9 protein-coding genes are annotated in these 13,949 nt (G+C 71.5%); 3 read left to right on the top strand and 6 right to left on the bottom strand.

From position 1 onward, the window contains the following. Nucleotides 1–345 precede the first annotated feature (345 nt). Nucleotides 346–6,549, bottom strand: a complete 6,204-nt coding sequence (locus tag AB0I15_RS51605) for a VWD domain-containing protein (RefSeq protein WP_358114038.1) — start codon at nt 6,547–6,549, stop codon at nt 346–348. A 140-nt stretch (nt 6,550–6,689) separates the two neighbouring features. On the opposite strand from AB0I15_RS51605, the gene AB0I15_RS51600 reads away from it, so the two are divergent. Next, nucleotides 6,690–7,580 (top strand): hypothetical protein, encoded by an 891-nt coding sequence (locus tag AB0I15_RS51600; RefSeq protein WP_358114036.1) that lies wholly within the window; start codon nt 6,690–6,692, stop codon nt 7,578–7,580. On the opposite strand, the gene AB0I15_RS51595 is transcribed toward AB0I15_RS51600, so the two are convergent. Genes AB0I15_RS51595 through AB0I15_RS51580 form a run of 4 tightly spaced genes read right to left on the bottom strand, consistent with a single transcriptional unit; the run spans nt 7,476 to nt 9,752 of the window. Then, complete coding sequence (locus AB0I15_RS51595; RefSeq protein WP_358114034.1) at nt 7,476–7,832, bottom strand: hypothetical protein; 357 nt, start codon at nt 7,830–7,832, stop codon at nt 7,476–7,478. The two genes, AB0I15_RS51600 and AB0I15_RS51595, sit on opposite strands and share 105 nt — an antisense overlap. 35 nt (nt 7,833–7,867) lie before the next feature. Further along, complete coding sequence (locus AB0I15_RS51590) at nt 7,868–8,287, bottom strand: cupin domain-containing protein (protein WP_358114032.1); 420 nt, start codon at nt 8,285–8,287, stop codon at nt 7,868–7,870. A 17-nt stretch (nt 8,288–8,304) separates the two neighbouring features. Further along, entirely contained in the window at nt 8,305–9,333 is a 1,029-nt protein-coding gene (locus AB0I15_RS51585; protein WP_358114030.1) for an aldo/keto reductase, read from the bottom strand. Nucleotides 9,334–9,371: 38 nt separating this feature from the next. Next, complete coding sequence (locus AB0I15_RS51580; RefSeq protein ID WP_358114028.1) at nt 9,372–9,752, bottom strand: DUF2255 family protein; 381 nt, start codon at nt 9,750–9,752, stop codon at nt 9,372–9,374. Nucleotides 9,753–10,304: 552 nt separating this feature from the next. Between AB0I15_RS51580 and AB0I15_RS51575 the strand changes: the two genes are divergently transcribed. Beyond that, nucleotides 10,305–11,447 carry a hypothetical protein gene (locus tag AB0I15_RS51575; RefSeq protein WP_358114026.1) on the top strand — a complete coding sequence of 381 codons (1,143 nt, stop codon included), beginning with the start codon at nt 10,305–10,307 and terminating at the stop codon, nt 11,445–11,447. 209 nt (nt 11,448–11,656) lie between these two features. Here AB0I15_RS51575 and AB0I15_RS51570 read toward each other — a convergent pair whose 3' ends face one another. Continuing rightward, nucleotides 11,657–12,892, bottom strand: a complete 1,236-nt coding sequence (locus AB0I15_RS51570) for a low temperature requirement protein A (protein ID WP_358114024.1) — start codon at nt 12,890–12,892, stop codon at nt 11,657–11,659. A gap of 188 nt (nt 12,893–13,080) precedes the next feature. On the opposite strand from AB0I15_RS51570, the gene AB0I15_RS51565 reads away from it, so the two are divergent. Beyond that, nucleotides 13,081–13,836 carry an SDR family oxidoreductase gene (locus AB0I15_RS51565; RefSeq protein ID WP_358114022.1) on the top strand — a complete coding sequence of 252 codons (756 nt, stop codon included), beginning with the start codon at nt 13,081–13,083 and terminating at the stop codon, nt 13,834–13,836. Nucleotides 13,837–13,949: the final 113 nt, after the last annotated feature.

The raw sequence follows: 13,949 nt of genomic DNA, 5'->3' as shown, positions 1-13,949 counted from the left end.
ATCATCCGCCGTTGTGGCGTTCGCGCCACCCCGTGCCCAACGGCCCCCGCGGCGGATCTTATTCCGCTCTTGTTTCGCGTCCTGTTTCGCACGACCCCGCGTGGGCCGTCGTTCCCGCGTGTCGCCGGCGGCCCGCCACCGTGGGCGGAACACCCCGTGCGAGCGCCGCACGGGAGGCGCCGTCCCCTCTCGGCGCGCGGTCCCGCTTCGCGGTCCCTGCCAGTTTAGCTCGCCGTCGATTCCTCCCTCACCGGGGTCTGACCTGCGCACATCGGTGCTGCGCGGAACGCCCGTCCACGGGCGACGGCGGGTACGGCCTGGCCGTACCCGCCGTCGCTCATATCGTCAGGACAGCGCCACCTTCGTGGTCAGGGAGCCGGTCTTGTCGGCCTGGGGGTTGAACACGATCGTGTACGTGCCCGTGGCCGGCAGGGTCGTGGCCGAGATGGTGCAGTTGCGGCCGCAGTAGGTGGTGCTGCCGAGGGCCGTGCCGTCGGGCTTCTTCAGGGAGACCTGGACGTCGGTGGAGGCGGCGAAACTGGTGCCGGTGAAGGTGACGGTGACCTTCTGGCCCGTGGTGCCGCTGAAGGTCCAGCTCCCGTTCTGGCCGGGGGTCGTGGTGGTCAGGGTCGAGGTGGCGCCGCCGATGGTGATGGCGGCCGGGGGCAGGTCGGTGACCGCGTGGGCCCTGAGGGTCAGCTTGCCGACCTTCTCGTCCTGCGGGTCGAAGTCCACGGTGTACGTGCCGGCCACGGGCAGCGCCACCGGCTCCAGGAAACAGTTCTTCCCGCAGTACGTCGCCGCCACCAGCACCGTGCCGTCCGGCCTCTTGACCGTCACCCGCGCCCCGGTGGAGCCGGAGAAGTTCGCGTCGGTCAGGTTGAACGCCACGACCTGCCCCGCCGTGCCGGCGAGCGACCAGGTGCCGTTCTGCCCCGGCGCCGTCGTGGTCAGGGTGGAGGCGGCGCCGCCGACGGTGACGGTGCCGGTCAGGTGGGTGATCGCGTGGGCCGTCAGGGCCAGTTTGCCGACCTTGTCGTCCTTCGGGTTGAACTCCACGGTGTACGTGCCGGCCACGGGCAGCGCCACCGGCTCCAGGAAACAGTTCTTCCCGCAGTACGTCGCCGCCACCAGCACCGTGCCGTCGGGCTTCTTGACCGACACCTGGGCGTCCAGGGAGCTGGCGAAGGTCGCGTCGGTGAAGTTGAACGACACGAGCTGTCCCGCGCCGCCGGAGAACGCCCAGGTGCCGTTCTGCCCCGGCGTGGTCGTGGTGAAGGCCGAGGCGGCGCCTCCGAGGGTGATGTTCGCGGCCAGGTGGGTGACCTCGTGGAGTTGCAGGGTCATCGAACCCGTCTTGGAGTTCTGCGGCCGGAACTCGACGGTGTAGGCGCCGCCCACCGGAAGGACGGCGGGCTCCAGCAGGCAGTTGCGCCCGCACGGGGTGTCGGCGATCAGGACGGTGCCGTCCGGCTGCTTCACCGTCACGTAGGCGTCGTACAGGCTGGTGAGCGTCGTCGCGGTGAAGTTGAACGACACCCGCCGGCCCGCCGTCCCGGGGAACGACCAGACGGCGCGCTGGCCGGCGCCGACCGTGGTCAGCGTGGAGGCCGGGCCGCCGACCGAGGTCGTGGCGGTGACGTCGCCCTCGGTGAGCTGCGCGGTCAGCGAGCCGACGAGGGCCTTGCGCGGGTCGAACAGGATCGTGTACGTCCCGGTCGCCGGCAGGGTGATCGGCTCGAACATGCAGAGCTTGCCGCAGGAGGTGTCCTCCCGCAGCACGGTCCCGTCGGGTGCCTTCACCGAGACCCCGGCGTCGGAGGCGGCGGAGAACGTGCCGCCCATGAACGCGAGGTTGACGTACTGGCCGGCGGTCCCGGTGAAGGTCCAGGTGCCGTTCTGGCCGGGGATCGTCGTGGTCAGGGCCGAGGTGGGGCCGTCGATCGCGGCGGTGGCGGCGACGTCGGCCACCAGGTACGTCCGCAGCGTCAGCGCGCCGGTCTTCGACCCCTTGGGCCGCAGGTCCACCGTGTACGTGCCGGTCGCGGGCAGGGTGACCGGCTCGAGCAGGCAGTCGGTGCCGCAGTTGGTGTCGGCGACCAGGTCGGTGCCGTCCGGGTTCCTGACCTTGACGGTGGCGTCCGAGGCGTAGGTGAACGTCGAGCCGGTGAAGTCGAACGAGAGCCGCTGTCCCGCCGTCCCGGCGAACGTCCACAGGCCGCGCTGGCCGGGGATGGTGGTCGTCAGCGTGGACGCCTCTCCCCCGGCGGTGATCTGCGCGGTCACGTCCGGCGGCACGATGTTGAGCTGGGCCGAGATCGAGCCGGTCTGGATGCCGGCCGGGTCGGCCACCACCTGGTAGGTGCCGTCCACGGGCAGCACGGTCGTGTCGAAGTAGCACGAGCTCGCGCAGAACGTCGACGGCACCAGGACGGAGCCGTCCGGTTTGCGCATGGAGGCGTTCGCGCTGGTGAACGTGCCGCCCGAGAACGTGACCGAGATCCGCTGCCCGGCCGTGCCGGCGTACGTCCAGATGGGCGTCTGCCCGGGGCCCTTCGTGGTCAGCTTGACCGGGTCGCCGCCCGCCGTGAGGACTCCCGTGACGTCGCCCTCGATGACCTGCGCGGAGATCGAGCCCGTGGCCGTGCCGGACGGGTCCAGCACGACCGTGTAGGTGCCGGTCACCGGCAGCGTGCTCGTGTCGAAGGCGCACGACGCCTTGCAGAAGGTCGAGTCGAACAGCTCCGTGCCGTCCGGCTTGCGCACCAGCGCGTACGCGTTGGTGAACGTGCCGCCCGTCAGGGCGAACGCGGCCCGCTGCCCCGCCGTGCCGGCGAACGACCAGGTGGCGACCTGCCCCGGCCCGGTCGTGGTCAGCTTGACCGGGTCGCCGCCGGCGGTCAGCGTGCCGGTGGCGTCGCCCTCGGTGACCTGCGCGGAGATCGAGCCGGTGGCCGTGCCGGAGGGGTCCACGACGACCGTGTAGGTGCCGTCCACCGGCAGGGACACCGTGTCGAACGCGCACGACGCCTTGCACCAGGTGGACCTGAACAGGTCCGTGCCGTCCGGCTTGCGCACCGACGCGTACGCGCCGCTGAACGTGCCGTCGGTCAGGGCGAACGCGATCCGCTGCCCCGCCGTGCCGGCGAACGTCCAGTAGGCCCGCTGCCCCGGCCCGGTCGTGGTCAGCTTCACCGCCGCGCCGCCGACGGTCAGGGCGCCGATGACGTCACCTTCGATGACGCTGGCCGTGATCGGCCCCGTCCGCACGTCGCTGGGGTCGACGAGCAGCGTGTAGGTGCCGGTCACGGGCAGTGTGGTGGTGTCGAAGGCGCAGGCCGTCGAGCAGTAGGTGGAGCCGAACAGCCGCGTCCCGTCCGGCTTGCTGATCGAGGCGTATGCGGAGCCGGCCAGCCCGCTGACCCCGAACGCGACCCGCTGGCCCGCCGTGCCGGCGAACGACCAGGACGCGTTCTGCCCGGGGACGGTGGTCGTCAGCGTGGACGGCGCCCCGATCGCGACGGTCCCGGTGACCGCCGCGGGCACCTCGAACAGCCGCAGCGAGATCGAGCCCGTCTTCGCGTCCTTCGGATCCCACACCACCGAGTACGTGCCGGTGACCGGCAGGGTCTCGGTGTCGACGAAGCAGGCCTTGCCGCAGGACTCGCCGGCCATGACGGTCCCGTCGGGCCTCCTCAGCCGCAGGTAGGCGTCGCCGAGGGAGGTCAGGGTGCCGTCGCCGAGCTCGGCTGCGATCTTCTGGCTGGCCGTGCCGGTGAACGTCCAGGTGCCGAGCTGGCCCGGGTCGGTGATCTCCAGCGGCGCCTTCGGCCCGCCGATCACCGCGGTCGTGACGACGTCGGCCCCCAGCGTGTTCACGCTGAGCTTGTAGGGGCCGAACACGTCGTTCCACGGCGAGACGACCAGCCGGTACGCGCCCGCCGCCAGGCCGTCGAGGCGCTTGGCGCCGCACAGGAAGGAGGTGGCCACGCTCGCCCCGGCGGCGTTCAGCAACTGCCACCTGAGCCCGAACCCGGGGCACTCCTGCGCGTTGACGAAGATCGAACCCGGCTGGTCCAGCGTGAACCGGTACTCGTCGACCGCGACCTCGCCCTCCAGGTTGCCCGCGCCTTCGCCCGGGACCCCGTCGGAGGCCGTGAACGGCAGCGACACCGCGAACGTCTGCGGCGGGGACACGTCGAGGTCGAGCAGGACGTTGTCGAGCCCGAACGCCTGGTTCGAGATGCCCGCCGCCCCGGTGACCGAGGCCTTGACCTCGATCTGGCTCTTCTTGTGGGTGACCGGCAGCGTGACGCGGTATTTCGCCCAGGGCAGGCCGTTGGCCAGCGTCCCGGACGCGACGGGCGTCAGCTCGCTCGGCGTGATCGTGTGCGGGTCGTCGCGGTCGGTCTCGACCGTGACCTTCTCGGTGTCGGAGTCGGACGCCCAGTCGCCGACGGCCAGCAGGTCGAAGCCGAGCGTCCCGCTCTTGTGAGGCGGCAGCGCCTGCACGAAGAAGCGGTAGGAGTCGCTCCCGCTGAACGGCCCGGCGAACGAGCCGACCGCCGGATCGGCCGACACCCGCGACGGCAGGACGTTCTTGCCGAGCGTCCCCTCGAAGTCGATCGCGAGGTTGCCGTTGACGTCGACGGCCTGTGCCGCCGGGTCGAGGCTGACCTTCTTCTGCTCGGCGGCGGCGGTCGCGAACGAGGTGTCCGCGGTCAGCGCGATGTCCAGGACGCAGTCGTTGAACGGGACGCCCGGCTGGACGCCGCTCTCCTCGCACTGCGCGGTCGCGAGCTGCATCTGCTCGGGTGTCAGGTCGTGGATCGTGACGATGCGGGAGGGGAACTGCAGGTTCGTGAAGGTCGCGGTGCTCTCGCCGGGACCGTAGGTGAACATCGACTCGGTGTCGTCGAGCCGCCAGGAGTTGGCGTAGTCGGTGTGCAACTGGGCGGGCGAGGCGGTGGCGGGGAGCTGGGTGCCGTCGCGCAGCTTGAGGTCGTTCTTCGGGTCGCCGTCGGCGTTGCCGAGCAGACCCTCGAGGTCACTGTCGGAGGCCGGCGGCAGGTAGAGGCCGGCGGCGCCGCGCCTCCAGGACAGGGCCGGGCCTTCCAGACCGTCGAACATGACGATCCACTTGCCGTCCTTCTGCACGATGAAGGCGTTCTTGCCCAGGTAGAGGATCTTGCCGGCCTCGAGCGTGCGCTTCTGGCCGTCGATGTACAGGTCGTTCTCGTGGAACTCGACCTTGTGGTCACCGGCCTCCATCGCGGCGTCGAACATCACCGACACGTCCCGGCCGCCGCTGGCGGGGCTGAGCCGGCCGTGGATCTCCAGGCCCCACTTCTCGGAGTTGGCCAGGACGAACTCGCCGACGGACTGCAGGTCGTAGCCCAGGCCGTCGAGGGTGGTGAAGTGCGGCTCGCCCTTCACCAGGCCGCCGTGCTCGGAGAAGTACCACCACAGGATGAGGATGACCAGCGCGGCCACGCCCAACGCCAGGGCCGCCTCGATGGTGATGAAGCCGGCCGCGCGCAGGAACAGCGCGCCCCGCTGGCTGGCGAGGAACAGCTCGACCTCGGCGGTGAGCGCCGCCGCGGCGGCCTCGACGCTGCCGTACGCGGCGACGTCCCCGGCCAGCGACGTCGCGCCGACGGTCGTGATGCGCTGGATCAGCGGGATCAGGATCGGCGGGACGGGCCACTTGTCGTCGTCATCGTTCTCGTCCTCGTCCTCGGCCGGGGTCTGCGCGGGCGGGCTGTTCGGCGGGGGCTGGCGCTTGCGCTCCTCGCACTTGCGCTCCTTCTTGACCTCCTCGATGTGCAGGAGGCCCGGAGTCGGCGAGATGGCCTTGTACGTGGAGAGCTGGTAGCCGTCCTTGCCGTCCACCTTGCACGAGGGGTTCTTGTTGTAGACCTGGAACCAGTCCTGGTAGATGCCCCAGCGGTTGAGCACCGTACCGGCGCTGACGTTGCGGACGCCGTTGGCGATGAGCACGGCGGCGTACCGGGCCACCTGGCCGCCCCAGCCGGAGTAGTCCGGGTTGCCCTTGACCTTGGCCTCGATCACCTCGCCGAAGCTGGTGCCGGCGTGGTCGTAGTAGACGATGTCGGGCCGGTCACTGCCGCCGCTGAGGGTCGCCTCCCACTGGATGTCCGGGTTGATGATCGCGCCGGCCTGCCCCGCGGGCGGCGTGCCGCCGATCTGGTCGTTCAGGTACTTGATGGCGCGGGCCTGCCCGATGGCCTCGACGCCGCCCGACGGGCTGCACTCGCTGGGCTGCTGGTAGATGTGGGTCCCGAGCGCGGGACGGTTGCGCAGGCAGGGCTCGTTGATCCGGCGGCGGGTGGAGTACATGCGGTTGAACACGCAGCGCTTCTGACCGCTGCGGCCGATCGTCCAGTCGTTGACGTTCGGGGGGCAGCCGGCGGCCGCCTCCGCCGCCGCCGCCGCTTCCGCGACCCCGATTTTGAACAACGTCTCATGGACGGGAACGAGTAACCCCGCCAGGAGGACGAGCGCCATGGTCACGCAGAGACGTCGCACGCATTCACCCCGGATAAAGAGGACATAAGTGTGGCAGCGGGGACGGTACACCAAGAAGATCGTTTTGCGAAAGATGCCGGAATTCCCCAAGTTCACGATCTTTGACTAGGCTGCGCTCCGGATCGGAAAGAGGAGGTTTCGTGGTCGTCGACCGGTCATGGGAGATCGCATTCGACGCGCTGGCCGCGCTGCCGGTGCGGGCGGCCCGGATGGTCCTCGCGGCCCAGGGGCTCGACCGGAACGCCGTGATCGTGCTGGACGCCGACAGCGACGCGTTCGTGACCGTCCCCGGCCTCCCGCCGCACCTGTCGCAGGAGACGGTGTCACTGTCGTCCGACGGGACCCGGCTGGTGTACGTGGCGCGTCAGGACGACGGCGCCGCCCCCATGCGGGTGGTGCTGCACACGCTCGCCACCGGCGCCCGTCAGGAGTTCGCCTCCGACGACTTCCTGCGCGCGGCCCTCTCGCCGGACGGCGCCCTGCTCGCCGTCCTGGCCGACCTCTCCAGCGGCCCCGGCATCCCCGGCCTCGGCGACGAGATCGCCGGCATCGAGCTGATCGAGACCGCCACGGGCACCCGGCGGCGGCTCTGGGCAGCCGAGGGCTACTGGGAGGAGGCCTCCCTGAGCTGGTCGCCGGACGGCCGGCTGCTCGCCGCGACGTACCTGACGCTGGACGACGTCCTCACCACCGTCGTCCTCGACCTGTCCGGCAAGGAGATCGGCTCCTACGCCGAACGCGTCGCCCTCCCCGGCCCGCACTCCGTCTGGGCGTCCGGCCACGAGCTGATCGTCTACCCGGAGCCCGACGACGAGAGCCCCCTGATCGCGATCGACGTCCCGACCGGCGGCGAGCGCCGCTTCGCCCGGCGGAACTTCGAGGCCTACCTCGCCATCAGCGGCGGCCGGGTCGTCCGCCCGGGCTCCTCACCCGGTCGGTTCGTCACGACCGACCTGAACGACGGGGACGAACGGCCGTTCCTGACCGTCAGCCCGGCGATCGCGATCGACGCCCTCGACCTCGCCCCCTGACCTTTCCGCGCGCGAGCGCCGGGAACGGCCGGCCAGCGCCGGGGTGACCGCGGCCGAGGCCGCCGCCAGTGCCGCCATCGCCGTCGCGGGTGAGGTGAGCTGCGCGACGGTCCCGGCGACGGCCGCGCCCACGCCCTGCATGGTGAGCATGCCCGAGAAGTGCAGGCCGAGCGCGTGCCCGCTCAACTCCTCGGGGGTCAGCCGCTCCGGCAGCAGCAGGCTCGCCCCGTAGCCGACCGAGGCCGGCGCCACCACGGCAACGGAGGCCGGCGACCCCCTCGTGGACGTCAGCGGGGGCCAGGGGCGGGCCGGCCGTGATACTCCTCGTCGGTGACCGGCGCGCCCCACTCGGTCTCGGCGCCGCCGTCCTCGCCCGCGCCCTCCCACATGGCCAGGTGGGTCATGAAGTGGCCGGAGGCGGCGCCGTGCCAGTGCCACTCCCCCGGCGGCGTGTGGACGGTGTCGCCCGGCCGCATCACCACGACCTCGCCGCCGCGCGCCTGCACCAGACCGGCGCCGTCGGTGACGTGCAGGGTCTGCCCCATGACGTGGCGGTGCCAGGCGGTACGGGCGCCCGGGGAGAAGCGCACCACGTTGACCCGCATGCGCGACGGTTCCTCGCCCCGGTAGACGACGTCGAACCAGACGTCACCGGTGAACATCTCGGCCGGCCCCTTGGCCGACGGCTGCTTGGGCAGGATCTCCACGGTTCTCCCTCTCGCGGTCAGCGGCGGCGGGCGGCGGGCAGCAGGGACGGGCTCAACCAGCCGTTCTCCGCCGGGTTGATGGTCAGGCCGGGCGGCACGATCTCGTCGACGCGGTCCAGCACCTCGTCCGGCAACGCGACGCCGGCGGCCGGTAGCTGCGATTCGAGGTGCTCCATGGTCCTGGGGCCGATGATCGCCGACGTGACCGCGGGGTGGCGCAGGACGAACGCGATGGCCAGCTCGATCAGCGTCATCCCGGCCTGCTCGGCCAGCTCCGCGAGTCGCTCGGCGGCCTGGAGCTTGCGCTGGTTCTCCGGCAGCGACAGGTCGAAGCGGTCGGCCAGCCGCCGGCGGGCCGCGGAGAACGGCCCTTCCGACTCCACGCCCCTGCTGTAGCGGCCGGTGAGCCAGCCGCCGGCCAGCGGGCTGTAGGAGATGACGCCCATGCCGTAGCGGGCGCAGGTGGGCAGCGCGTCGGCCTCGATCCCGCGTACGAGCAGGTTGTACGGCGGCTGCTCGCACACGAACCGTTCCCGGCCCCGTTCGCGGGCGGTCCACTGGGCCTCCACGATCGCCGAGACCGGCCAGGTCGAGTGGCCAGCGTAGCGTACCTTCCCGGCCCGGACGAGGTCGGTGAGGGCGCCGAGCGTCTCGTCGATGTCGGTCTCGGGGTCGTAGCGGTGGATCTGGTACAGATCGATCCAGTCGGTGCCCAGCCGGCGCAGCGAGTTCTCGACCTCGCGCATGATCCAGCGGCGGGAGTTGCCGCGCTGGTTGAGGTCCTCGCCCATCGGCATGTGCACCTTGCTGGCGAGCACGACGTCGTCGCGCCGGCCACCGGCCAGCGCCTTGCCGACGATGACCTCGGACTCGCCGGCCGAGTAGACGTCGGCGGTGTCGATGAAGTTGATCCCGGCGTCGAGGGCGCGGTGGATGGCGCGGATGCTCTCGTCGTGGTCCTTGGTGCCCCACTCGCCGAACATCATCGCTCCGAGGCACAGCGTGCTGACCGAGACGCCGGTGCGTCCCAGGCGGCGGTATTCCATGACAGGCTCCTTGTTGTCGGAGGGGTTCTCAGGGGGATTCAGCGGGGCACGAGTCTGATCGTGGCGGCTCGGGCGCCGGGGTTGACGACGCCGCCGACGATGTCCGGGCCGTAGCGGTGGTACTTGGCCCGGTAGGCGTCGTCGAGCCGGTCGTCGAGGTCCCGGCCGGCGTCGGAGTCGGCGAAGGTGACGTCGCGCCGGAGGCCGCCGGCCGAGATGTGGCCCTCGTGGCGTGTCCTGGTGCCGCGGTACCAGGCGCCGTCAGGGCCGTTCATGCAGCGGACGTACAGGTCGTCGCCGTCGCGTACGACCCACATGGTCACGGGGCGGCGCAGGCTGCCGTCGTCGCGGCGGGAGGCGAGCTCCAGTTCCTCCGCGTTCCCGATCGCCGTGAGCTCGTCACTGGTCCAGCCGGACATCGCAGTTCCTCCTCGTGCTCGCGAACGCCGTCTCAGCGGGGCTGATCGGCCTGTTCGACGGATGGTCCCGGTGGCGGGTCAGGGGCGGATGAGGACCTTCAGGGCGTCCCGTCCGGCCATCTCCGGGTAGCCGTCGGGCACCTGCTCCAGGCGCTCGTCACCGGCTCCGTAGATCAGGGTCGCTCTCATGGGAGCCGTCCTTTCGTCAGTCGTCCATCACACGTACCCGCAGGTCGTCCAGGGTGTCCGCCTGGGCGCGCATGGTCTGTGCCTGGTCTTGGCAATGGGACCCTCCGGTCGCCGCGCCCGGGGTCGGCCGCCTTTTCCGGGTTCACGGCCCAGCGATCCACCCTCGCGCCGTCCCGGGGCCGGTGCCAGACCGCGTCCTGCCGGGGAGCCGCGTTCGGGGCAGTGCCACAACCCCCCACGCGCTCCGCCGGGATCATGAGTGGACGCGCCCTCGGCCGTTTATGCTGTCGCGCGGCGGTCGTTCTCGGTGCCGGGGGGGTGCCGCGTCCCGCCGCATGTCCTGGTCGTCCGTGAGGAGCCCCATTGACCCGGTACGCCGTCGATCGCAGCCGCAACGCCCTCATCGCCTGCTGGAGCACCGGGCTGGGGGACACCGCGGTCGTCGTGGCCGAGCTGCCTCCCGGGATCTCCGACCAGGACGCCCTGAGCCTGGCCAGGACGCTGACCCAGCTCTCAGAGGTGTGCTGGCGGTGTTACGCCCATCCGGCCAGCGCCGCCGACGACCACGCGCCCAACTCCGAAGGCTGGCGGCGGCAAGGCGAGCGTGACGCCTTCGCCGTCGTCCCCGCCGCGCTGACGGGCCCGAACCTGCCCTCCGACGGCTACATGGTCCAGTCCTACATCCGTGTCGAGGAGGCCGCCCACCGGGTCGGCCGGGCCCTGCACGCGCTCGACGCCGCCGCGCTGACCGCCAGCGTCACGGCGGACGTGGAGGCCGAACTCGCCGCCATCGAGCAGGCCGAGCTGGGCGACCTGTCCGGGCGCGCCCGGCAGGCCGTCGCCCTCACCCGCGAGGACGCCTCGCCGGTCCAGGTGGCCCAGGCCGACAGCATGCTGCACGACGATCCCCTCGGCCCCCAGGCGCTCTTCACCGAGATCGACCCGGCCGCGGCCGCCGTCGCCGCGGCCCACTGGCTGGACGCGGCGGCCACCGTCACCGCCGGATACGCCGGGCTGCCCGCCACACAGATCGTGGCCGAGGCCGACAACATCGAGGCCCTCCCCCACGAGACGCCGACCCTGGTCCTGGAGCTGATCGCCGACGGCGCCTCCCCTCGCCAGGCGGTGATGTCCCTGATCCGCGACGCCCTGCGGGTGGCGGAAGGCGAGATCCCCGACATCACGGCGCTCAAGCAGCGGATCACCGCCGCCGAGCAGCTCATCGACAAATGGCGCGATGACCAGCCCGGGTTGAGCCTCGACGCCCTCGACCTGCGGATCACGCCACTCGATCCCGCCCGCCCGGCTCTCGACCTGCTCGAAGACCTGCTCAGCGGGATCCGCGGCTGCTGGCTGCTGTACGCCGAGTACGCCAACGACCGCGACGAGGCCGACGAGGCCGGTGATCCCGACGAGCTCGACGACGACCGGCCGGAAGGTCACACCGAGGCGTTCCTCGCGGAGGTCCGGGAGGAGGCGTCCGCGCGGCGTCAGCGCCTGCTGTAGCGCCCTTTTCATGACAGCAGGACGGTCCCGCCGGCGCTCCGGTGGTCGGGCTTCTGCACGGGGTGGGCACGAGCGGCTGGATGTCCTGGCGGTGGCCGGCGAGAACGCCAGACGCTCCTTGGCCGAGATCGCCGTCGCGTTTCCCCTCTCCCGGCCGAGGAGCGCGTAGCCGCCTGAGCCGCCGCGAGGACGACCGCGTTCAGGAGGTTTCACTCGCTGAGGGCGGCCGTTTCCCGGGACCGGCGCTCTCGGGCGGCCGCGGGGCCGATGCTGAGGACGACCAGCAGGACGCAGGCGGCCGCGATCGCCGCGACGACGGCGGACACTCCGGCCTGCGGCGCCGCGAGCGGCAGGAGCAGGACGACGAGGGCGCAGCCGAGCGCCGCGGCCGGGCGCGGCACGGGCCTGGCCACGATGGGGGCGTTGACCAGCCACAGCAGGACGACGAACGCCGCGGCCGGGATCGCGATGGCGTAGCAGATGGCGACGGGTGACGCTTTGAGGTCGTGTCCGGTCTGCTCGGCCGCGACCTCCAGCCCGGCGCCGAGGGCGGCGAGGGCCGCGAAGATCCCGTAGTGGCCGTACCCCCATCGGTAGGAGCGGTGGCGGCGATCGCTGAGCCCTTCGCCGGTCGGGGTGAGGAAGTACAGCCACCACAGGGCGAACAGCAGGACGAGCCCGGAGACGGCCATGACGACCAGGGGGCCGCTGGTCGCGGCGGCTTCGAGCGCCCCTCCGACGCCTCGCGTCGTGGCCAGGACGCTCTCGCCGAGCAAAATGATCGTGAACAGGCCGTAACGCTCGGCGATGTGGTGCGGATGCCAGTTGGTCGCCCTGGTCCGTTCCGCCCAGAGCGGCACCGAGAGCTCCAGGACGGCCAGCCCGACGAAGAGCGGCAGCCCGGCCGACGGCGGCAGCGCGCCCGTCTCCAGAAGGACGAGGCGCAACGCCCAGCCCACCTGCAGGGCGGCAATCCCCGCGGCGTACCGCAGCGCCGTACGGCGTCGTGCCGCGTCCTCGATGCCGGCCCGCACCCACTGGGCGACGAGCGCGATCCTCATGATGAGGTAGCCGAGCGTGACGGCACGGTAGTCGGAGTGGTCGGCCGCGGCCGGCACACCGGCGGCGAGGACCAGCACCCCGGCCATCTGCACCATGGTCAGCAGCCGGTAGGCGACGTCGTCGGTGTCGTACGACGAGGCGAACCAGGTGAAGTTCATCCACGCCCACCAGATCGCGAAGAACACCAGGAGGAACGGGACGAGCCCGGTGGACGCGTGACCGTCGGCGATGTCGTGGGCGAACTGCGCGGTGGCCGCCGCGATCGCGGCCACGAAGGTCAGGTCGAACAGCAGCTCGAGCGGGCTCGCGGCGCGATGCGGCTCGTCGATCGCCCGTGCGCTCATCCGGACCCGGATCCGGTAGGTGATACCTGCAGGCGGCACGCTCTTGCTCCTGTCGCTCCATGGCGGTCCGTACAGATGACAAGACCGCGCAGCGCACCCGTCTGTGACACCTCGACGCCGACGACTTTGACGGCTTTTCCAGTGATCTGTCACAGGGCGGAGCGCTGCCTGGTCTTAGCTGGCGACCGGATGGCAACCGAGGCCCCGGCGGACAGGAAAGGGCAGTCATGAAGATCGTGGTAATCGGGGGCACCGGCCTGATCGGGTCGAAGCTCGTGGCGAAGCTGGGCGAGCACGGTCACGAGGCGGTCGCGGCGTCGCCGAACACGGGGGTCGACACGCTGACCGGCGAGGGGCTGGCCGAGGTGCTGGCGGGTGCGCAGGTGGTGGTGGACGTGTCGAACTCGCCGTCGTTCGAGGCGAAGGCCGTGCTGGAGTTCTTCGAGACCTCGACGAGCAACCTGCTGGCCGCCGAGGCGGCGGCCGGGGTCGGTCACCACGTCGCGCTGTCGGTGGTGGGGACCGAGCGGATGCCGGACAACGGCTACTTCCGGGCGAAGATCGCTCAGGAGGAGCTGATCCAGAAGTCGGGGATCCCGTACTCGCTGGTGCACGCGACCCAGTTCTTCGAGTTCGTCAAAGCCATCGCCGACACGGCCACCGAGGGCGACACGGTGCGGATGGCGCCGGTGCGGTTCCAGCCCATCGCGGGCGACGAGGTCGCCCAGGCGGTCGGCCGGGTCGCGGTGGGCGCGCCGCTGAACGGCCGCACCGAGGTCGCCGGGCCCGACCAGTTCCAGATGGACGACTTCTTCCGCGACGCGCTGGCCGGCTGGGGCGACTCCCGCAAGGTGGTCACCGACCCGGACGCGCAGTACTTCGGGTCCACGCCCGGCGAGCGGACGCTGGTGCCGGACGACGGCGCCACCCTCGGCACGATCCACTACCGCGACTGGGCCGCCCAGAACGCGACCGGAAAGTAGCCCCGGCAGCTCGTACCCGGCTCCAAGCCGCCCGTCCTGAACGCGGACCGGCTGATCGCGCCATGACGGCACAGGCTACCCCGTGACCGCCTGGCCGGGCCCGCCGCGTGCGG

The sequence above is a fragment of the Nonomuraea sp. NPDC050643 genome (genome assembly GCF_040654715.1).
Taxonomy (GTDB): domain Bacteria; phylum Actinomycetota; class Actinomycetes; order Streptosporangiales; family Streptosporangiaceae; genus Nonomuraea.
Note: the sequence above shows the minus strand (reverse complement) of the source record. Positions and strands in the feature narration are given on the sequence as shown.

Coding starts and splice junctions, on each gene's coding strand:
- AB0I15_RS51585 (WP_358114030.1), bottom strand. CDS start 9,333: ATGGAATACCGCCGCCTGGGACGCACCGGCGTCTCGGTCAGCACGCTG.
- AB0I15_RS51580 (WP_358114028.1), bottom strand. CDS start 9,752: ATGTCCGGCTGGACCAGTGACGAGCTCACGGCGATCGGGAACGCGGAG.
- AB0I15_RS51565 (WP_358114022.1), top strand. CDS start 13,081: ATGAAGATCGTGGTAATCGGGGGCACCGGCCTGATCGGGTCGAAGCTC.